General features: G+C 41.4%; 14 protein-coding genes. 9 read left to right on the top strand and 5 right to left on the bottom strand.

Annotated elements, in window-relative coordinates:
* Positions 1-170: 170 nt before the first annotated feature.
* The gene (locus tag N5O98_RS16160; RefSeq protein ID WP_004312015.1) at positions 171-2387 is read left to right on the top strand and encodes a patatin-like phospholipase family protein; all 2217 of its coding nucleotides are present in this window, start codon (positions 171-173) and stop codon (positions 2385-2387) included.
* A gap of 354 nt (positions 2388-2741) precedes the next feature.
* Here N5O98_RS16160 and N5O98_RS16155 read toward each other — a convergent pair whose 3' ends face one another.
* From N5O98_RS16155 to N5O98_RS16140, 4 genes are all read right to left on the bottom strand, one after another.
* On the bottom strand, positions 2742-4205 hold the full coding sequence (locus N5O98_RS16155; protein ID WP_004297377.1) for a carboxypeptidase-like regulatory domain-containing protein: 1464 nt from the start codon (positions 4203-4205) through the stop codon (positions 2742-2744).
* A gap of 46 nt (positions 4206-4251) precedes the next feature.
* Complete coding sequence (locus N5O98_RS16150; protein WP_004312016.1) at positions 4252-5469, bottom strand: hypothetical protein; 1218 nt, start codon at positions 5467-5469, stop codon at positions 4252-4254.
* 6 nt (positions 5470-5475) lie between these two features.
* Positions 5476-6225 (bottom strand): YjbH domain-containing protein, encoded by a 750-nt coding sequence (locus N5O98_RS16145; protein ID WP_004312017.1) that lies wholly within the window; start codon positions 6223-6225, stop codon positions 5476-5478.
* Positions 6226-6639: 414 nt separating this feature from the next.
* Positions 6640-7593: a tyrosine-type DNA invertase cluster 3b gene (locus N5O98_RS16140; protein WP_004312018.1), complete on the bottom strand. Its 954-nt coding sequence runs from the start codon at positions 7591-7593 to the stop codon at positions 6640-6642.
* 860 nt (positions 7594-8453) lie between these two features.
* Here N5O98_RS16140 and N5O98_RS16135 point away from each other — a divergent pair.
* From N5O98_RS16135 to N5O98_RS16100, 8 genes are all read left to right on the top strand, one after another.
* A complete protein-coding gene (locus N5O98_RS16135) occupies positions 8454-8723 on the top strand; it encodes a hypothetical protein (RefSeq protein ID WP_004306027.1) in 270 nt (89 codons plus the stop codon).
* Positions 8724-8730: 7 nt separating this feature from the next.
* Positions 8731-9285, top strand: a complete 555-nt coding sequence (locus N5O98_RS16130; RefSeq protein WP_004312020.1) for a 1-acyl-sn-glycerol-3-phosphate acyltransferase — start codon at positions 8731-8733, stop codon at positions 9283-9285.
* A gap of 94 nt (positions 9286-9379) precedes the next feature.
* Positions 9380-10156 carry an amidohydrolase gene (locus N5O98_RS16125; protein WP_004297370.1) on the top strand — a complete coding sequence of 259 codons (777 nt, stop codon included), beginning with the start codon at positions 9380-9382 and terminating at the stop codon, positions 10154-10156.
* Between the two features lie 148 nt (positions 10157-10304).
* Positions 10305-12296, top strand: coding sequence for a glucosamine-6-phosphate deaminase (locus tag N5O98_RS16120; protein WP_004297369.1), 1992 nt, complete (start codon positions 10305-10307; stop codon positions 12294-12296).
* Positions 12297-12490: 194 nt separating this feature from the next.
* Positions 12491-15400 carry a golvesin C-terminal-like domain-containing protein gene (locus N5O98_RS16115; protein ID WP_004312021.1) on the top strand — a complete coding sequence of 970 codons (2910 nt, stop codon included), beginning with the start codon at positions 12491-12493 and terminating at the stop codon, positions 15398-15400.
* Positions 15401-15479: 79 nt separating this feature from the next.
* Positions 15480-15797 (top strand): hypothetical protein, encoded by a 318-nt coding sequence (locus N5O98_RS16110; protein WP_004297365.1) that lies wholly within the window; start codon positions 15480-15482, stop codon positions 15795-15797.
* Positions 15797-16021 carry a sulfurtransferase TusA family protein gene (locus tag N5O98_RS16105; protein ID WP_004306023.1) on the top strand — a complete coding sequence of 75 codons (225 nt, stop codon included), beginning with the start codon at positions 15797-15799 and terminating at the stop codon, positions 16019-16021. Before N5O98_RS16110 ends, N5O98_RS16105 begins: the two co-directional genes overlap by 1 nt.
* A 106-nt stretch (positions 16022-16127) precedes the next feature.
* Positions 16128-18014: a YgiQ family radical SAM protein gene (locus N5O98_RS16100; RefSeq protein WP_004312022.1), complete on the top strand. Its 1887-nt coding sequence runs from the start codon at positions 16128-16130 to the stop codon at positions 18012-18014.
* A gap of 264 nt (positions 18015-18278) precedes the next feature.
* On the opposite strand, the gene mfd is transcribed toward N5O98_RS16100, so the two are convergent.
* Complete coding sequence (gene mfd, locus N5O98_RS16095) at positions 18279-21653, bottom strand: transcription-repair coupling factor (protein WP_008774907.1); 3375 nt, start codon at positions 21651-21653, stop codon at positions 18279-18281.
* Positions 21654-21687 lie beyond the last annotated feature (34 nt).

Here is a 21687-nt window from a genome sequence, read left to right as displayed (position 1 = left end):
ATTATATTTTGCCTTAAGAAATGTAGAAATGTAGAATCCACCAGATAAAATGTAGAAATTATCCACATTTCCGACTTTTGGAACATTTTTTTTAATTCCCATTTCAACAACTAAACAAATTATGCTCTACATTTGTATTATATTAAACATCAATACTAGACCATGTCCTAATGAAAAAACAAATCTTTTCAACATTAGTTTTATCAATTGGCATCTTATTGCCTTTTTCTTTGCATTCTCAGGAACAAAGAAAAAAGGTAGGTGTCGTTCTAAGCGGCGGCGGTGCTAAAGGAATGGCACACATCAAAGCACTGCAAGTGATCGAAGAAGCCGGAATTCCTATTGATTATATAGCCGGCACCAGCATGGGAGCTATCGTAGGCGGTCTTTATGCCATCGGTTATACTCCGGAACAATTGGATAGCATGGTACGAAAACAAGATTGGACATTCCTATTGAGTGACCGTATCAAAAGAAGTGCCATGTCATTAACAGATCGTGAGCGATCTGAAAAATATACAGTCTCTATTCCTTTCACCAAAACTCCCAAAGATGCCGCTACCGGAGGAATCATGAAAGGACAGAATCTGGCTAATCTATTTTCAGACCTTACCGTAGGGTATCATGACTCTATCGACTTTAATAAACTTCCCATTCCTTTTGCCTGTGTAGCAGCCAATGTTGTTAATGGAGAACAAATTGTATTCCATGACGGAATACTCTCTACTGCCATGCGTGCCAGTATGGCTATCCCCGGTGTATTTACTCCGGTACGGCAAGACAGTATGGTATTAGTGGACGGTGGCATTGTAAACAACTATCCGGCAGATGTTGTGAAAGCCATGGGGGCCGATATTATTATCGGAGTAGACGTACAGAATGCTCTGAAGAAGGCTGACAAGCTCAATAGCGTCCCCGACATTCTGGGACAAATTGTAGATATCACCTGTCAGTCTAACCATGAAAAAAATGTAGATCTCACAGATACCTATATCCGTGTCAATGTAGATGGATATTCATCCGCCAGTTTTACTCCAGCCGCCATTGATACCCTGATGCGTAGAGGCGAAGAAGCAGCAAAAGCCCAATGGGGTTCATTGCTTGCTTTGAAAAAGAAAATAGGAATAGCCGAAGATTATACCCCGAAACAACATGGTCCTTATTCTTCTCTTTCTAATGCGCGTACGGTTTATGTGACGGACATCTCATTTTCCGGTGTAGAGGTGGATGATAAAAAATGGTTGATGAAGAAATGTAATCTGAAAGAAAACAGCGATATTTCCACTCAACAAATAGAACAGGCCCTGTATCAGTTACGTGGCAGTCAGTCCTACTCCAGTGCCAGTTATACGTTGAAAGAGACACCTGAAGGTTATCACCTCAACTTCCTGTTACAGGAAAAATATGAAAGAAGAATCAACCTGGGCATCCGTTTCGATTCGGAAGAGATCGCATCTTTGTTGGTCAATGCAACAGCAGACCTCAAAACTCGTATTCCTTCCCGCCTGGCTCTTACCGGTCGATTGGGTAAACGATATGCTGCCCGCATAGACTATACGCTGGAACCAATGCAACAGCGTAATTTCAACTTCTCGTATATGTTCCAATACAATGATATCAATATTTACGAGGAAGGCGACCGTGCCTATAATACAACTTACAAATATCATCTGGCCGAATTCGGCTTCTCTGATGTATGGTACAAGAATTTCCGTTTCGGACTCGGTCTTCGTTTTGAATATTACAAATACAAAGATTTCCTGTTCAAGAAACCTGAAATTTCCGACCTGAAAGTAGAATCCGAACACTTTCTAAGTTATTTTGCCCAAGTGCAATATAATACCTATGATAAAGGACGTTTCCCTTCTAAAGGAAGTGACTTCAGAGCCGCCTATTCACTCTATACGGATAATATGGCACAATACAACGAACACGCTCCATTTTCAGCACTGAATGCTTCGTGGGCAAGCGTCATTCCTGTAACCCGCCGTTTCTCTATCATTCCTTCCATTTATGGACGTATCCTGATCGGAAGAGATTTTCCCTACCCGCTGCAAAATGCCATTGGCGGTGACGTACCTGGTTTCTATATTCCACAGCAATTACCATTTGCCGGGGTTACCAATCTGGAATTGATGGATAACACCATTATGATTGCATCTATTAAGTTCAGACAACGCATGGGAGCCATTCATTATCTTACACTGACGGGTAACTACGGGCTAACGGATAGTAATTTCTTCGATATATTGAAAGGCAAGCAATTATTCGGTGTTAGTGCAGGTTATGGAATGGACAGTATCTTCGGGCCATTGGAAATATCATTGGGATATTCCAATCAGACGGACAAAGGAAGTTGCTTTGTGAATTTAGGGTATTACTTCTAATGTAATACAGTATTTTCGAAAAGCAAAAGAGGAGACCGCTTCACAGTGACCTCCTCCTTCTATACTCTATATGAACATGCCCCAAAGGGTTTATTGGAAAAGGAGCATATTCAAAAGGGTTTTATCTTAAAATGAATAATTAAAAACTTATTATACTGCCATCAACTTGACAAACGGTATCAAAGTCATATCAACGATCTTCACAGACAGTTGATATTTGGGGAAATGTGCATCAAAATAAAATCTGATGCATGGGGCCAATTAGGTAAAGAAGTACCTCTGTACTTTTTTCTAATCGACTAAGGCAGGGATTCAATGCTACAAATGAATCTAAGCCCCTTACTATAAAACATCTTAGATACTACCACCCTTACCACCGCTATGTGTCGGATTATAAGTAACCGTTTTATATTGATGGTCCGTACCGGTATAACGAGTTGCTGTAATCGAAACAGACTTTGCAGTACCCTTAAACTTTACATTAGCCGTCAACGTGGTAGTACGGACTTTTGCATAGCAAGTATAACTCATGGTAGTATATCCGTTTACATTTACAGTGTTATAAACACGTTCAGTTTCCGTAATGCCAGATACCGATCCCATTAATGAGAACATACGAGTTTTCATAAAAGCAACCATTGCATTCACCGTTTTTGTATCTTCAGCACTAGCACCAGCTCCTAATTGCGATTTAACTTCAGCAACAAGACCAGCATCATTCTTATCATAGTCCCAACCAGACTTTTCCTTATATTTCAGTTCAATGCCAGCCACCGCTTTAGCATTCTCGCTATTATCACGACTAGCTTGTCCTAGAATATTAGTTGTCACAGTTTCATTACTAATCTTGCTATATACTTTATTCTCTATAGCATAAGCAGAGAAGTGATCGACTTCGGCTGTATATGCAGTGACAGCTCCACTTTCTGTAGTAGAAGATATATTTTTAATTACATTTCCATTATTATCTTTTGCATCCCCCCATTCTCCTGTATTTGGATTCTGATAAGTAAGTATCATATCAGCATCAGCGAATGTTATTCCAGGGATAGGATTAGGAATAGAAATCGTAACAGACTTCTTAAATTTCAAACCAGACGGTTCAAATTTAGCAGCAGCTAAAGGTATGCTTTTAGGTACATCTCTATTCACGTCCTCTGCCTTTACTTCAGTAGTTACTTCTTCAGGAGCAGGAACAAAGGTTGTCACACTAATGTTGACTTTACCATCTTCAACAATTCCTGCTTGTTGTTGAGATGCCTCAATTGCATCTTCCGGTATTGTCAGTTCGACTTTCACGAGCGGTTTATCCTCTACCACTTCTTCCGGAGCAACTTCTCCCGGCTTTTCAATTGCCTGATTCGATTCACTATTATCCTCTACTTTAGTTTCTCCTGTAGCCTCTATTGACACAGCAGTTTTCGGACTCTCCTTTGTCAAAGCCAGAGCTACCGTTACCACACTACGATTCTCTGCATTATTTGCAATGACAACTGACGTTTTCTGTGAAAGATATCCATTAGAAGACGCTTCAATACTATAAGTACCTGTAGCACTTTCTGTAACAGAGAACTTACCATTCGAGTCGGTTGTGTAATTTTTACTACCCACTTTTACCTTTGCCCCATCCATTGCTGCTCCTCCGGAAGTCACCGTCCCCATAATGTAATACTCTACAACCGGTTTCGGAGTTTCAACAACTTCCCCTTCTGCCGGTTTCGGATCGTCATCATCATCGTGACAGGCTACTGTCGCAAAAGTTAACATACCCAAGGCTATCGCCATGGCACCCACATAAAACCATTTTACACTTTTCATAATGTTCAAATTTGTTAAAAATACTAGTTTAAATATCAATCATGTTTCACTTCTCACTCGTTCTAATCAAATAATATCGAATATAATCCGGCTGCCAGAAGTGTGAATTCTCTGCCGACTTAGGTTCAACACTATAACTTTCGCCCAATGAACGATGAGCGTATTCATTCCCGCTACGCATATCATACTGAAAAGCAAAATATTCGGGAAGCATCACCCGTAGCAGATGTCGCCTGCGTTTCTTTCCCGGTAATGGAATAGAGAAATTAAACCCTGCATTCGTTGCTCCATCTGTGTACATACCATATATACCTACAATATATTCGCCGAAATAGCGTGAAAGAGTTCCGCGTACTCCATAATCTCCATAAATAAAGCGGGCCCCTTCTACTTTCACCAAGGTATTCACTTCCGGCACATAATATCCTACGCTAATCTGTCCATTGACTCTTTTCCACTTACTCATTTTCCAGTCACTGCCATAGAAATGGGAAGAACCGGTAATTCCTCCTCCACCTTCTACCGTCCACCTGCCGTTTGCTGAAAAATAGCCGATTCCTGCAGCAAGTCCCTGACGGTCATTAGAGAAACTACCGCCAGTGAGGTATCCTTTCCAATGGTTAGCCAAGCGAAAATCCTGACGCAAAGCCATGAATCCCAAGCGAACGCAGTTCCACTTACCATCTTCATTACTTACAATAGGCAAAGAAACCTGCATCCGTAGCGAAGCTCCTTTCCATAATTGCATTTCCAGGGCAGGTTGCAACTCGAGTGCCGCCTTATACAACTTATAAGTTACATTATTGACTAACATCACGTTGGGATATATCACAAAATCGACCTTACCGAAAGAACTTTCTTTTCGTTTTACACCTTTCAGCTGACGCACAGCAGTTCCGGTAGAAGTAGTCATCCCCATCTTACGATACACTTCATCCAACGTACATTCACCGGACTGACATTTTTGAATCAAATCTGCAGGGATAGTTATACATAATTGTGGTAGGGCATTATCTAATATAAGTAGCTGCAAAGTCGGTATTTCCGGTATAGCAACCAAATGGCGTATAGCAATACCGATTCCATTATAAATACCTCTATAGGCAGAGGTCTCAAAAGCCGCAGTTATCGTGTCCCTTTTCTCCACAACTGAAATATTCTCCATTTCCAATTCTTTCAGTGTCTCACTCACACGAACTGGCTGTGCCTGTAACAAAGAAATACCACAGAGAAAAACAGCAGTCACACTAACAATCCTTTTCATCTTCTTTTAATGTATTAATGTACATTCATACCGCAGACCAGCGGAAACACACGTAAATTCACGAGTAAACACATTGACGGACAAATGCTTCCAAAAGCGCATGGCAGCCCCCATATTCCATCTATGCGTATCATATTCCACCATCAATTTCAATTCTTTGCAAAAAGAAGGCGTGTAACGGACACCTCCGAAAGGTCCTTTATTAAATACCCGGCAATCGCCTTGATGAATATACCATCCGGCTGTGACAGCCAATTGATCTCCTGAACGAAATCCGATAGTCTTTGTCAACACACCATAATAAGCTCCCCAATATGGAGTCTTCTTCTCAGTCAAAAGATCATCTCCACCAATCACAACAGCCGGAAAATAGCGGCTTTCTTTTATTGGACGAATGCGAATCGTATTAGAACGGTCCTGATTATGATAACCCGTTCTGCCTGTGCCGGTTGTCATTTTGAGTAATGTCATCCGATAAGTGAATTCGATAAAAGAGAAAAGAGTCATATCTACAAAATAGTTCATGGTAGGGAAACTGAAAACCGATGGAGTAACCTGTTCTGGTAAGAAATTGACTCCTCCCGTAAATGTACCGGTCTCTTGCATTTCAGCGGTAGGTATCATCAACTGCCCCGTTGTTCCCATGGAATATTGCGCATGAATCAGACCGCTCATCGGAATGAGTATCAGAAATAGAATACTACCTTTTAACGAAATAAATGGCTTATTCCTAAAAGCCGCTTTAGTTTGTTTCATCTTTATTTGTATGTTATACTTTTAAATAGAGATATTCTCAAAACTTTTTTGATTAATCCACTATTTTTACCTTATATAATTCTGTTACTTCTTAGGTAACAGTAAACACACAATCGAGACCAACCGGAATGAGAACAGAGAAAAACATCGACAATTACAGTGAGAGAAGAGCTTTTGCCTTTAGCGAAGGGGAAAATTCTTTTTAAAACAGGACATATAAATCATTGGGCATGAAGATATAATTATTTCATGTTCGGATTTTTTTTTGCCGTATGCATCAGATAAAACGAAAAAAAATGGGAGAATATTTGTTTGCTATTTATATTTTTGTCTATCTTTGCGTCATATTTGATTCCGTTACCTAAGAAGTAACAGATACATTTAAATGCTGATTATTAAAGTTTTGTCTATATATCACCTGCCTGCATTGCAATCTCTAACGTAAGATAAATTCTTTCTATTTACTTCTGTACGTTCTCTTAATCCAAAGCCTTTCAGATATATTTGTGTGGTTTTAATAGATTTGTGCCCCAACGATTCACTTATCATTTCAATAGAAACTCCGCGGTATTTGGCAGTAGTGGCCCAAGAATGTCGGAAAGTATATGAAGTGACAGGCGAATTTAAGCGCAACGCTCTCGCCAAATCCTTCAAACAATTATTAAATCTACGAAGAGCAGACTGATATTCCTTATATGCTTTTTCATCTTTTCGCTTCTTATCACTATGTAAAATATCGAATAAATAGTCGGGACAATCAGGAAGAGCAGGTTTATTGCTTCGAAGCTGATTCATCATCTCCTTTGCACTTTCGAGAATTTCCAGGCTCATTGGTGTTTTAGTCTTGATACGATTATATTGAAGCACATTCCGGTCTAAAGCCGACTTCTCTAAATGCGCCAAATCTGCGAATGACATTCCACAAAACTGAAACATTAAAGCGGCAATCGTCTGCGTACGACGCAAACGTTCGGATTTCGGATCCTCATATAGAAGTTTGTGTAACTCGGTCACAGACAATGCTTTCTTTTGCCGGATATCCACGCCTGTATAAACATCATGAAACAACCGGGGAACATAAGGGGCACTTCCCGCTTCTACTCCCCGATTGTAGATACTACGAAGCATACGCATATAAGTAGAAATCGTATTGAGCTTTAATCCGGACTCGTAAAGATGCTGTCCATAGCAACGTAAACATTCTCGCGTGACTTGCCTGAACGATATGTTCAATGTTCCACAAAACTTACTAAAAGAAAAAAGAGCATTCTTATAAACATGAGCGGTAGAATATCGCCCTTCTTTCCGCAAACGCTCAATGTACGCTCCGGCACATTGGCTAAATCCATTTTTATTAATTTTTTGCATCATTAGTTATTTTAGATTATACAATAAATTAAGAGAAAGAACAAAAATAACCTACTTTATGATTGCAGCTATTATAAAAAAGAAAAATAAGAGAAACACCGTCATTCACGTGAAAGTTATTCTTGTACTTCGGTGAGAAAACAAGTGAAACCGATACAAAAACGAGGGTATCCAAAGAGGGCTGTACAAAGCGCTGAAACGCCTGCCAGTAAAGGGGGAAAAGCCAACGAAAACCAGTAGAGTAAAGTAGAGAAGAGAAAAGTATTATTTCTGTTATAAATAATAGCAATAATATAGGGCAGAGAAAATGGCTTTGGTTGCTACCGCTGTCGGTCCGGATCACTTTGTCGGTGCCGTTTCTATTCCCGTGTCCCTCATGAGTTGTTCGTCCGGCAGATGACCGACTCTCGTCCGGCAGGTTGTTGATGCTCGTCCGGTGGGTAACGGATATTCACACGGTAGATAACGTACGTTTGTCCGTTAGGTAAATTCTATATTATTTCTCGAGCTACCGCTTCACTAAAAATAACATTTGGCCCATACATAACCAACATTGGTTAAGTAAGTGACTTACCCTATCAACTGTTGAACTAAATAAATTACTCATTAGTGATCCGAAATGAACTAAATAGGAATTTATTGAAACGCAGATTAACAAGTAAATCATATAAATACTATTCAGGATCACAATCAAACCGTTATTCCATCAATAATAGCCTGTGAAATTATTTAAATGAAGAGATAGAGTTAAGAAGATGAAGGCCTGAATAATGTTTTTCCCTATATTATTCGCTAGAATCAAAGAAAGTGCCTATCTTTACCGCAAGTATTTTTATTATTCACCATTAAATGTAAAGATTATGGCAAGTAGAAGAGAACTCAAAAAGAACGTAAACTATATCGCAGGAGAATTATTCACCGAGTGTTTAATCAACAGTATGTTTATCCCTGGCACAGACAAGGTAAAAGCAGATGAACTGATGGCAGAGGTACTGAAGATGCAGGATGAGTTTGTCACTCGCATCAGCCACACAGAACCGGGCAACGTGAAAGGTTTTTATAAGAAATTCCGTGCTGATTTTAATGCAAAGGTAAACGAGATTATTGAAGCTATAGGGAAATTGAACTAACAACAGAATGAAAAAAGCAATTTATAGCTTTATCTATTACCGCCTGTTAGGATGGAAGACAAACGTTACGGTGCCTAATTATGATAAATGCGTGATATGTGCCGCTCCACACACAACAAACCTTGATTTATTTATTGGAAAACTATTTTATGGTGCTATAGGCCGTAAGACAAGTTTCATGATGAAAAAAGAATGGTTTTTCTTTCCACTTGGAGTTTTTTTCAAAGCAGTTGGCGGAATTCCCGTCGACCGTAGCCGAAAAACTTCGCTAGTAGATCAGATGGTTCATAATTTTGCTAAATATAAAAAGTTTAATTTGGCTATCACTCCCGAAGGAACCCGCAAAGCGAATCCAAACTGGAAAAAAGGTTTTTATTTTATAGCTTTGAAAGCACAGGTTCCTATCGTCCTGATTGGTATTGATTACAGCAAGAAAACGATTTCGGCAACGAAAGCTATCATGCCGTCAGGAGATATTAATAAGGACATGAGAGAAATCAAACTTTATTTCAAGGATTTCAAAGGAAAACATCCGGAGAATTTTGCTCTTGGAGAAATATGATTTAAGTATTAGGTATTAAGTATTAATCGTAGCTTTTGATATACTTATCCGCACGGCTTAATACTTAATACTTATTACTTAATACTTAGTTATCATGGAGTCTATCCGTATTTCTATCATACAAACCGATATTGTTTGGGAAAATAAACAAGAAAATCTCCGTTTGCTCCACGAAAAGCTGCAAAGTCTTCGTGGAATAACGGAGATTGTTGTTTTACCGGAGATGTTTTCCACCGGATTCAGCATGCAGAGTAAAATGCTGGCAGAGCCGAACTCCGGAGCAACCATTACAATACTCAAACAATGGGCTGCCCAATTTCAGCTAGCCATTTGTGGAAGTTATATAGCAACTGAAAACGACCAGTTCTATAATCGGGCCTTCTTCCTGACACCGGAAGGAGAAGAATTCTATTATGACAAACGTCACCTGTTTCGTATGGGAAGGGAAGCCGAACATTTTTCGGTCGGTGACAAACGACTTATCATCCCCTATCGTGGATGGAATATCTGCCTGTTGGTTTGCTATGATCTCCGTTTTCCTGTATGGAGCCGGAACGTAAACAACGAGTACGACCTTTTAATATATGTAGCCAACTGGCCTATCCCCCGCCGTCTGGTTTGGGACACTCTGCTCCGGGCGCGTGCTTTGGAAAATCAATGCTATGTATGCGGTGTCAACAGGGTGGGTATAGACGGATATCAGCTTACATATAATGGAGGAAGTAGAGTTTATTCTGCTTTCGGAGAAGAAATCGGCTCATTTCCAGATGAAAAGGAAGGAATAGCTACTGTGAGTCTTAATCTGAACACTCTCAACCAATTCAGAGAGAAGTTCCCGGTATGGAAAGATGCAGACGAATTCCATCTGTAACATTGGCAAAATAACAAATGTTAAAAACAGATTCTTGCAGCAACAATACCTAGAACTCGGTAGTTAATTATATAGACTTCTTTTGTATCTTTGTCGTGAAAATACAGTCGTAAGGACGCTAATCTTACATAACTTAATTAACAACTTTATGAAAACAAATCTTAGTTCTCAAATCAGTCTCCACCGGGTCTCCCCCAGATACTACAGACCGGAGAATGCATTTGAAAAATCAGTCTTGACAAGACTCGAAAAAATCCCTACGGACATCTACGAATCCGTAGAAGAAGGTGCTAACTATATTGCGCGCGAAATAGCACAAACCATCCGCGAGAAACAAAAGGCAGGACGTTTCTGTGTATTGGCTCTTCCCGGAGGAGATTCACCCAGCCACGTATATACCGAGCTTATCCGTATGCATAAGGAAGAGGGACTTAGCTTCCGCAATGTGATCGTATTTAATATGTATGAGTATTATCCGTTGTCTCCCGATGCAATCAACAGTAACTTCAATGCTTTGAAGAGTATGCTGCTGGATCACATCGACATTGACAAGCAGAATATATTCACTCCCGATGGAAGCATTGCCAAAGATACCATCTTCGAATATTGCCGTCTGTATGAACAACGCATTGAAAGCTTCGGAGGTATTGATATTGCTTTGTTAGGGATTGGTCGTGTAGGTAACATTGCGTTCAACGAACCGGGTTCCCGACTGAATTCTACCACTCGTCTGATTTTGTTAGATAATGCATCACGAAACGAGGCATCCAAGATTTTCGGAACGCTGGATAATACGCCGATCAGCTCCATTACAATGGGAGTAGCTACTATTCTTGGCGCAAAGAAAGTTTATCTGCTTGCATGGGGTGAAAACAAAGCAGCTATGATTAAAGAGTGTGTGGAAGGTCCGATCACTGACACAATTCCTGCTTCTTATCTGCAAACTCACAATAATGCACATGTAGCTCTTGATCTTTCAGCCGCTATGAACCTGACACGTATCCAACGTCCATGGTTAGTCACTTCTTGCGAATGGAATGATAAATTAATCCGCAGTGCAATCGTTTGGTTGTGTCAGTTGACCGGCAAACCGATTTTGAAGTTGACAAATAAAGACTATAACGAAAACGGTTTGAGTGAACTTCTGGCACTTTACGGTTCTGCGTACAATGTAAATATCAAAATCTTCAATGATTTGCAGCACACCATTACCGGATGGCCGGGCGGTAAGCCTAATGCTGATGATACCTATCGTCCGGAACGCGCAAAACCGTATCCGAAACGTGTGGTCATCTTCTCTCCGCATCCGGATGATGATGTTATTTCAATGGGTGGTACGCTTCGCCGTTTGGTAGAACAAAAGCACGAAGTACACGTAGCTTACGAAACTTCCGGTAATATCGCCGTAGGTGACGAAGAAGTAGTTCGTTTCATGCATTTTATCAATGGATTCAATCAGCTCTTCAATAATAGCGAAGATTTGGTTATCAATGAAAAATATATAGAAATACGCAATTTCCTGAAGGAGAAGAAAGACGGTGATATGGACAGTCGTGATATTCTGACTATCAAAGGTCTGATTCGTCGTGGTGAAGCCCGTACAGCTTGTACTTATAATAATATACCGCTGGAACGTTGCCACTTCCTCGATCTGCCATTCTATGAAACAGGTAAGATTCAGAAAAACCCAATCAGTGAAGCAGACGTAGAAATTGTACGCAACTTGCTCCGTGAAATAAAACCTCACCAGATTTTTGTTGCTGGTGATTTAGCCGACCCACATGGAACTCACCGTGTATGTACAGACGCTGTATTTGCTGCTGTCGATCTTGAAAAAGAAGAAGGTGCCAAATGGCTAAAAGACTGTCGTATCTGGATGTACCGTGGTGCGTGGGCTGAATGGGAAATCGAGAATATTGAAATGGCAGTGCCTATCAGTCCGGAAGAACTTCGTGCAAAACGTAACTCTATCCTGAAACATCAGTCGCAAATGGAAAGTGCTCCGTTCCTGGGTAACGACGAACGTTTGTTCTGGCAACGTAGCGAAGATCGTAACCGTGGTACAGCTACTTTGTACGATCAATTGGGATTGGCTTCTTACGAAGCAATGGAAGCATTTGTAGAATATGTTCCATTATAAGAGTAATCATTCTTAATTAAGAGAATATAAAACAATGAAAGAAGAGTGGGAAGTTTCGATACTTCTCGCTCTTTTTTGTTTATTTTTGCGGGGAGAATTAAACGCGGATTAACGCAGATTTTCGCAAAGAAAAATAGAATAAAACAATCTGCGATAATCCGTGATAATCTGCATTTAGCAAAAAAGCAACAAGTATGAAGAAAATAATAGTATTTTTTCTAGGCCTTACATTCTGTGCAACTTTTCTTTTTGCGCAGGATATTGAAAGAAATGTAAAAGAGCGGCTGACGGATTACTTCAACCAATATACCGCAACAGCCAAAATCAGCACTCCTAAACTGAATAGCTTCGATATTAATTACGACCGTAAGACGATTGCAATCTATGCATCGGAGAGTTTCGCCTACCAGCCTTTCCGTCCGGAAACTGTAGAAAACATTTATAATCAAGTTAAAGAATTGCTTCCGGGTCCCGTTCATTATTACCAACTCACCATTTATGCGGATGGGAAACCCATTGAAGATTTGGTACCTAATTTCTACCGGAATAAGAAAAAGGATAAGGAGCGGTTATCCTTAAATGTAGATTATAAAGGAGCTCCCTGGGTGAAAAACACTTCACGTCCTAATGAAATCTCACGCGGACTACAAGACCGCCACATTGCAATCTGGCAAAGCCACGGCAACTATTTCAAAAATGATAAAAACGAATGGGGATGGCAACGTCCCCGATTATTCTGCACCACAGAAGACATGTTCACTCAATCTTTTGTCCTTCCTTATGTAATTCCAATGCTGGAAAATGCAGGAGCGATTGTCTATACTCCCCGCGAACGAGATACACAAAAGAATGAAATCATTGTAGATAATGATACCCCCAATGCTTCCCTTTATTTGGAAATGGGGGGTAAAAAGATTAATTGGGCAAATGCTCCGGTAAAAGGATTTGCTCAGAAGAAAACAATCTATAAAGATGGAGAAAATCCTTTCACTGACGGAACCTGTCGTTTTATTCCGACAGAGAGAAAGAAAAAGAAGAATAAAGACCAGGTATTTGCCGAATGGGTGCCTACTCTGCCGGCAACAGGCAAGTATGCTGTTTATGTTTCCTACCAGACATTACCCAACAGTGTAAGCGACGCCAAATATCTGGTATTTCATAACGGTGGAGTTACCGAATTCAAAGTAAACCAAAAGATAGGTGGAGGCACATGGGTTTATCTCGGCACTTTTGAATTCGACAAAGGGAACAATGACTACGGTATGGTGGTTCTTAGTAACGAGAGCAGCGAACATGGAGTTGTATGTGCCGATGCAGTACGTTTTGGAGGAGGAATGGGTAACATTGCCCGCGGAGGAAGAATCAGTGGGCTACCGCGTTACTTGGAAGGAGCACGCTATTCTGCTCAATGGGCGGGAATGCCATACGAAGTATATGCCGGACGAAAAGGTGAAAACGACTATACAGACGATATTAACACACGCTCTAACGTTATCAATTATTTATCGGGCAGTTCCGTCTATAACCCACAACAGTCGGGTCTGGGCATACCTTTGGAAATGACGATGGCATTACACAGTGACGCCGGATGCAGCAAAACAGACGAACTGATCGGATCACTCGGCATTTACACCACCGATTTCAATAATGGCAAACTGAATGCAGGAACAGACCGGTATGCCTCACGTGATCTGGCAGACATTCTGCTGACACAGATTCAGAAAGATATTTATTCAAGCTACAGCTTGCCGTGGACACGCCGCAGCATGTGGAACCGGAATTATAGCGAAACACGTCTTCCGGCTACACCTTCCACGATTATTGAATTACTCTCCCACCAGAACTTCGCAGATATGCAGTTAGGACATGATCCGAACTTCAAGTTTACAGTGGGGCGTGCCATTTACAAAGGTATTTTGCAGTTCATTACCAACCAGCACGATAAAGAATACATTGTTCAGCCTCTGCCTGTGAGCAATTTCGCCATTCAATTTGGAAAGAAAAAGAATACATTAGAACTTTCATGGAAAGGCGAAGACGATCCGCAAGAACCGACTGCACGACCACGGGAATACATTGTATATACCCGCATCGGTTATGGAGGTTTTGACAATGGCACTTTAGTCAGCAAAACGTCCCACACCGTTAAGATAGAACCGGGACTTGTTTATTCATTCAAAGTAACTGCTGTAAACCGGGGTGGGGAAAGTTTTCCTTCTGAAATCCTTTCTGTCTATAAAGCCAAACGTGAACAGGGAAAAGTAATCATCATCAATGGCTTTGACAGAATCAGCGGTCCGGCGGTCGTTAACACTTCTGATAAAGCTGGATTCGATCTAATGCAAGATCCCGGCGTTCCGTATATATCGAATATTTCATTTTGCGGAGCACAAACCGGCTTCGACCGTACACAAGCCGGTAAAGAAGGAAAAGGAAGTCTGGGACATAGCGGAAACGAATTAGAAGGAATGAAAATTGCAGGAAACACGTTCGACTATCCTTTTATTCACGGAAAAGCAATTCAGGCAGCCGGAAAATATAGTTTCGTATCATGCAGCGACGAAGCAGTAGAGAACGGATTGGTTACATTAGAAGATTATCCAGTAGTAGATTATATTTTGGGACTGGAAAAAGAAGATCCTGCAAGTAAAGCATATTACAAGACATTCTCTTCGGCTATGCAACGGATTATGACCAGTTATTGCCAAGCGGGAGGTAACCTGTTTGTCAGTGGTGCTTATGTAGGAAGTGATATGAGTGGAACACAAGGAAACCGGGAGTTTACGGAGAAAATACTGAAATATGGTTATCAAGGTAGCCTGACGGATAAGAGTTCGAATCAGATTAAAGGATTGGGCCGTACTATTACAATCCCACGTCTGCCTAATGAAAGCAGTTATGCTGTACCTGCTGCCGATTGTATTGTTCCCGTAGATACTGCCTTCCCCGTATTTACGTATGCACCCGGCAATCAGAGTGCAGGTATTGCCTACAAAGGGAACTACCGCACTTTTGTATTGGGCTTTCCTTTTGAAAGCATCCAGTCGGAAGCGGATCGGGCAACCATTATGGCAGGCATCTTGGGATTCTTTACTCAAAAATAAAAAATATCCTTTTTTTTAATCCGTTTCTCATTTTAAATTCTATCTTTGCTACTATAATAACCTTTAAAACTAAAAAACAATGTATACTATACAAGCAAATCCCAGCGGTACACGCAGCATAGAAGTATCTAATGAAAACTTGAGAACGATTGAAAAATATGCCCTGTTCCGTCATCTTATCGACAGTACCGGTATTGTAGATGAAGCAGTTCTGGATAAGTTGAAACTAAATATCCGCTCCCTTATCGCCAGTCAGGAGGAAGACAGTAAAGACTTGCTGGACCTTTGTATTGACGTGATTTATCACAATAATATGAAGGCATTCGGCTTGCAACAGCTCATCAAGCTTTATCTTACCTGGCTCTCCAGTCCGGAAGCGGAAGAAGAGGAGGAATAATGATTACGGTAGATACCTGCGGAATAACAGCATACAGTCCGCTGATTCCTGCAATAAAAGCGATGTGCACTGCCTCTCCGGGTGAAACAATAGAGATTATCATGAACCATGCTGATGCGTTTCAGGATCTAAAGGAATATCTGTCCGAGCAAGGTATCGGCTTCCGTGAAATCTATGACGGAGAACAAATGACATTACAGTTCACAATCAACGGGAAGTTTTAAGAAAACACTCCAATGATTGGAAGAAAACATCCTGATGATTGAAGTTAAACATCTCAATGAATAAAAAAATCATTGGGATGTTTTTTATTATCCGTATCTTTGCAGCATGAAAGAATATCGATTGACCGACTGGTTACCCACTACCAAAAAAGAAGTTGAACTTCGCGGATGGAATGAATTGGATGTCGTTCTATTCAGTGCTGATGCTTATGTGGATCATCCTTCTTTTGGTGCTGCCGTTATCGGACGCATTCTCGAAGCGGAAGGTTTGAAAATAGCCATCGTTCCCCAACCTAACTGGCGTGACGACCTGCGCGACTTCAAGAAGTTGGGACGTCCACGGCTATTCTTCGGTATCTCCGGCGGATGCATGGACTCAATGGTTAATAAATATACCGCCAACAAACGCCTACGCAGTGAAGATGCTTATACTCCGGACGGCCGACCGGATATGCGCCCGGACTATCCTTCTACAGTTTACAGCCAGATACTAAAGAAACTTTTTCCGGATGTTCCGGTAGTCATTGGAGGAATCGAAGCTAGTTTAAGGCGATTGAGTCATTACGATTATTGGCAGGACAAAGTACAAAAGAGTATTTTGTGCGACAGCGGAGCAGATCTGCTCATCTACGGAATGGGAGAAAAGCCTCTTGCAGACCTGGTGAAAAATATGAAAAGCCTGCTCACCACTGAAGAACCTGTACTGACAAGTAGCAAATTTAGAACAATTATCGGATCTGTGCCCCAGACAGCCTATCTTTGTCGTGCAACAGAATGGACATCTGCCGAAGATGACCTTCAACTTTATTCACACGAAGAATGTTTGGCAGATAAAAAGAAACAGGCTAGTAACTTCCGACATATCGAAGAAGAATCCAACAAATATTCGGCTTCACGAATCACACAAGCAGTAGGGAATAAGATAGTCGTAGTCAATCCTCCCTATCCTCCGATGAGCCAGAAAGACCTCGATCATTCGTTTGATTTACCATATACCCGTCTGCCTCACCCCAAATATAAAGGAAAACGGATTCCGGCATACGATATGATTAAATTTTCCATCAACATTCATCGGGGATGTTTTGGTGGTTGTGCATTCTGTACCATTTCCGCCCATCAGGGAAAGTTTATTGTCAGTCGAAGCAAAGAGTCTATACTGAAAGAGGTAAAAGAGGTTATTCAATTACCCGATTTCAAAGGATATTTAAGTGATTTGGGCGGTCCTTCCGCTAATATGTATCAGATGAAAGGGAAAGATGAAGCTATTTGCAAGAAGTGCAAACGACCGTCATGTATTCACCCGAAAGTTTGCCCGAATCTAAATACAGATCATCGTCCCCTACTGGATATTTACCGTGCAGTAGATGCCTTGTCCGGAATCAAAAAATCGTTTATCGGTAGCGGTGTACGCTATGACCTGTTACTTCATCAAAGCAAAGATGAAACTACCAACCGTAGCACTGCCGAATATACCCGTGAATTGATAGTCAATCATGTGAGTGGCCGGTTAAAAGTGGCTCCGGAGCATACCAGTGACCGGGTATTATCTATAATGCGCAAACCTTCTTTTGAGCAATTTGAAACATTCAAAAAGATATTCGACCGCATTAACCGGGAAGAAAATCTGCGTCAACAACTGATTCCGTATTTTATCTCTTCGCATCCCGGATGCAATGAAGAAGACATGGCGGAACTTGCCGTTATCACCAAACGTCTGGACTTCCACCTGGAACAAGTGCAGGACTTCACTCCTACTCCGATGACAGTGGCTACCGAAGCCTGGTATAGCGGATTCCATCCATACACGCTAGAACCGATATTCAGTGCCAAAACCCAACGGGAGAAACTTGCACAACGCCAATTCTTTTTCTGGTACAAACCGGAAGAACGAAAAAACATCATCAATGAGTTGAGACGTATCGGACGTTCAGATTTGATAGACAAGTTATACGGAAAAAGAAAGGACATGGAAAGAGGGAAAGGAAAAAGATAGAATGAAATAAATTATAAATCAAGCATAAGGCATGATTATGAATCAATTATAACTTGTGATCTTATTGGCTACTTTTAAGTTAGCGCTCTCCAATTGATATGTATTTGATTACCTAGTAAGTTTTCGTTTGACAATAGTCAAACGATAGTTCAACAACTGTCAAACGAAAACTCATTAGTCAATCGAAAAAATAATATAGGTAAGAGAAAGAAATAAAAGCTACATAGTAATGAGTTGTTGCCAATGATAGCATCTTCAACTCATTTATGCTTCCTTTACCGGCAAAGCCACAATCTCCTGCAACACACTGACCGCCGTTTCCACATTAGTAACATCCTTAATCAGCATACTCCGTCTGCCGTTCTGTTCACGCAAATCACAACGACGAGTATATTTCATCATATAGTCTATCACTTTACCAAAAGCCTTACTTTGATAGAACGGACTATCCGGATTGGAAACAAAAAACAAGGTCATCCGCCCACCTTTCAGGAAGATTTTCTCTGCACCCAAACGGGCTGCAAGACGGCGTAGAGGCACAATACGGAGTAGTTCTTCCGTTTCCCGGGGAACCGGTCCGAAGCGGTCTTCCAGACGAGCACGGAAAGCTTCCACATCTTTGTCCAATGTCAGTCCATCCAGTTCGCGATAGAGCAACATACGTTCGCTGCTGCCTGTTACGTAGTTGGCAGGCAACAATAGTTCGAGGTCGCTTTCTACCTGACACTCGTCTACAAACTCTTCTCCACTAATTTGTCCTTCGCCCTTGATTTCATCCGCATACAGTTCTGCAAACTCGTCTGTCTTTAACTCATGGACAGCTTCAGTAAGAATTTTCTGATATGTCTCATATCCCAAATCGGCAACAAATCCGCTTTGTTCGGCTCCAAGCAGATTTCCGGCTCCACGAATATCCAAATCCTGCATGGCGATATGAATGCCACTTCCCAAATCACTAAAGTTTTCAATTGCTTGAAGACGTCGCCTTCCTTCGGCTGTCAAACTACCTAACGGAGGAGCCAGCAGATAACAAAAAGCTTTTTTATTACTACGTCCTACCCGTCCACGCATCTGATGGAGATCACTCAATCCAAAGTTTTGCGCCTGATTGATAATGATAGTGTTGGCATTCGGAATATCAATACCACTTTCGATGATTGTAGTTGCCAAGAGTACATCATAGTCGTAGTTGACAAAATCCAGAATAATCTTCTCCAGCTCTGTCGGTTCCATCTGTCCATGTCCAATCGCTACACGGCAATCCGGGATATGACGTTCGATCATCGCTTTCAATTCCGGCAAGTTCGCAATCCGGTTATTGACAAAGAAGACTTGACCGTTGCGGCTCATCTCAAAATTGATGGCATCCGTTATCACTTCTTCATTAAAAGTATGCACTTCGGTCTGAATCGGATAGCGGTTGGGTGGCGGAGTAGAAATCACACTCAAGTCGCGTGCACCCATCAATGAAAATTGAAGGGTACGGGGAATTGGAGTAGCAGTCATAGTCAGTGTATCCACATTCACTTTCAACTGGCGCAGCTTTTCTTTGACAGAGACACCGAATTTCTGTTCTTCGTCCACAATCAACAATCCCAAGTCTTTAAACTGGACATCTTTTCCCAAGATACGGTGGGTACCTATCAGAATACCGACATCTCCATCTTTCAATCCCTTCAATACAGCTTTGGTCTGTGCGGCAGTACGTGCGCGGCTTAAATATTCCACCCGACACGGCAAGCCTTTCAGACGTTCACGGAAAGTCTGAAAATGCTGGTAAGCAAGTACTGTTGTCGGAACCAGAACGGCTACTTGTTTATTATCGGCAACAGCTTTGAAAGCCGCACGAATCGCAACTTCTGTTTTTCCAAATCCTACATCGCCACAGACTAGACGGTCCATCGGGCGGTCACTTTCCATATCTGCCTTGACATCAATCGTCGCCTTACTCTGATCCGGTGTATCTTCATAAATAAAGGATGCTTCCAGCTCACGCTGCAAGAAACTATCGGGACTGTAAGAGAAACCTTTTTCCTGACGACGCTGCGAATACAATTTTATCAAATCGCGGGCAATGTCCTTGATTTTACTCTTCGTACGTTCTTTCAGTTTCTCCCATGCACCTGTACCTAATTTGTTAAGCCGGGGAGCCTCTCCTTCTTTACCTTTATATTTGGAAACCTTATGCAGGGAATGAATAGAGACGAACACCACATCTTCATTTTGAAACACCAGTTTCAAAACCTCTTGCGTAGTGTCACCATTCGGAATACGTACCAAGCCGGAAAAACGTCCGATACCATGATCCGTATGCACCACATAGTCTCCCGGAGTGAACTGATTCAGTTCTTTCAAGGATAGTGCCACTTTTCCCGAACGGGCTTTATCACTTTTCAGATTATATTTATGAAAACGATCAAACAACTGATGGTCTGTGAAGATACAGAGCCGCAGTGTGTTATCTACAAAACCTTCGTGAATGGTACGTTCTACGGGAGTAAAATTAATCTTATCACCCCGATCTTCAAAAATAGCTTTGATACGATCTGTTTGCTTCATGCTGTCACTGCAGATATAAAGCGAATAGCCTTTTTCCAGATAATCCTTAAAAGAAGAAGCTACCAGATCGAAATTCTTATGAAAGATAGGCTGGGCAGATGTATTGAAAGTAACGCTGGCATTGGGCGTTCCGGTCGGTTTATTACCAAATTCCAACCGGCGGAAATCGAGTGCCCGTACAGTAAACTCGCTGCCGTCTATCAATTTCCCTTCCAATGTAATGCCACCATTCTCTTCGGCCTCCTGAACGGCTATTGCCTGTGGAGTCAGCGCCTCATCGTGTACCACCTGGATTCGCTCGCGCAACCAAAGAAAATCGCGCATCGCCAAGGTAGTCTCTTTCGGGATAAAATCCAGAAAAGAAGTCGTTACATCTCCTGTCACCGCCAAATCGGGAACGATAGACACTCCATCTTTCTTCTCACGGGATAATTGAGACTCCACTTCAAAGGTACGAACACTTTCCACTTCATCACCAAAGAAATCGATGCGATAAGGATATTCCGAAGCAAAAGAGAAAACGTCGATAATACTACCGCGAACAGCATATTGTCCCGGCTCATATACGTAGTCTACATATTCAAAACCATAACTATGCAACACATCGGTGATGAAAGTGGTATCCACTTTCTCTCCTACATTCAGCTTCAGCGTTTTATTACTCAATTCCTTGCGCGACACCACTTTCTCCGCCAATGCATCCGGGTACGTAACGATACATAATCCCTCTTCCCCCTTTTGCAAGCGGCTAAGTACTTCTGTACGCAAAATCTCATTGGCCGCATCTTTTTGTCCATACTTGATGGAGCGACGGAATGAAGATGGAAAGAACAATACTCTTTCCGTACCCAATATCTGCGTCAAGTCGTGATAGAAATATCCGGCTTCTTCAAGATCACCTAAAATAAATACAAACGGGCAACCACCCTCTTGCACCAGTACAGAAGAAAAAAGAGAAGCGGCGGATGCACACAGTCCTCCGCAAAAAACAGTCTGAACGGAAGTGTCCTTCAACAAGCGCTTCATTACTGCCATATTGGGATGGGCAGCATATTGTTGTTGCAACTCAGTTATTGTCATACCTATAAAATTTCCCCGCAAAATTACAAAAAAG

It is taken from the genome of Bacteroides sp. LFL-34 (genome assembly GCF_027257075.1).
In the GTDB taxonomy this organism is placed as follows: Bacteria; Bacteroidota; Bacteroidia; order Bacteroidales; family Bacteroidaceae; genus Bacteroides; species Bacteroides ovatus.
This window is presented reverse-complemented; position numbering and strand designations above follow the sequence as displayed.

Coding starts and splice junctions, on each gene's coding strand:
- N5O98_RS16160 (WP_004312015.1), top strand. CDS start 171: ATGAAAAAACAAATCTTTTCAACATTAGTTTTATCAATTGGCATCTTA.
- N5O98_RS16155 (WP_004297377.1), bottom strand. CDS start 4,205: ATGAAAAGTGTAAAATGGTTTTATGTGGGTGCCATGGCGATAGCCTTG.
- N5O98_RS16150 (WP_004312016.1), bottom strand. CDS start 5,469: ATGAAAAGGATTGTTAGTGTGACTGCTGTTTTTCTCTGTGGTATTTCT.
- N5O98_RS16145 (WP_004312017.1), bottom strand. CDS start 6,225: ATGAAACAAACTAAAGCGGCTTTTAGGAATAAGCCATTTATTTCGTTA.
- N5O98_RS16140 (WP_004312018.1), bottom strand. CDS start 7,593: ATGCAAAAAATTAATAAAAATGGATTTAGCCAATGTGCCGGAGCGTAC.
- N5O98_RS16135 (WP_004306027.1), top strand. CDS start 8,454: ATGGCAAGTAGAAGAGAACTCAAAAAGAACGTAAACTATATCGCAGGA.
- N5O98_RS16130 (WP_004312020.1), top strand. CDS start 8,731: ATGAAAAAAGCAATTTATAGCTTTATCTATTACCGCCTGTTAGGATGG.
- N5O98_RS16125 (WP_004297370.1), top strand. CDS start 9,380: ATGGAGTCTATCCGTATTTCTATCATACAAACCGATATTGTTTGGGAA.
- N5O98_RS16120 (WP_004297369.1), top strand. CDS start 10,305: ATGAAAACAAATCTTAGTTCTCAAATCAGTCTCCACCGGGTCTCCCCC.
- N5O98_RS16115 (WP_004312021.1), top strand. CDS start 12,491: ATGAAGAAAATAATAGTATTTTTTCTAGGCCTTACATTCTGTGCAACT.
- N5O98_RS16110 (WP_004297365.1), top strand. CDS start 15,480: ATGTATACTATACAAGCAAATCCCAGCGGTACACGCAGCATAGAAGTA.
- N5O98_RS16105 (WP_004306023.1), top strand. CDS start 15,797: ATGATTACGGTAGATACCTGCGGAATAACAGCATACAGTCCGCTGATT.
- N5O98_RS16100 (WP_004312022.1), top strand. CDS start 16,128: ATGAAAGAATATCGATTGACCGACTGGTTACCCACTACCAAAAAAGAA.
- mfd (WP_008774907.1), bottom strand. CDS start 21,653: ATGACAATAACTGAGTTGCAACAACAATATGCTGCCCATCCCAATATG.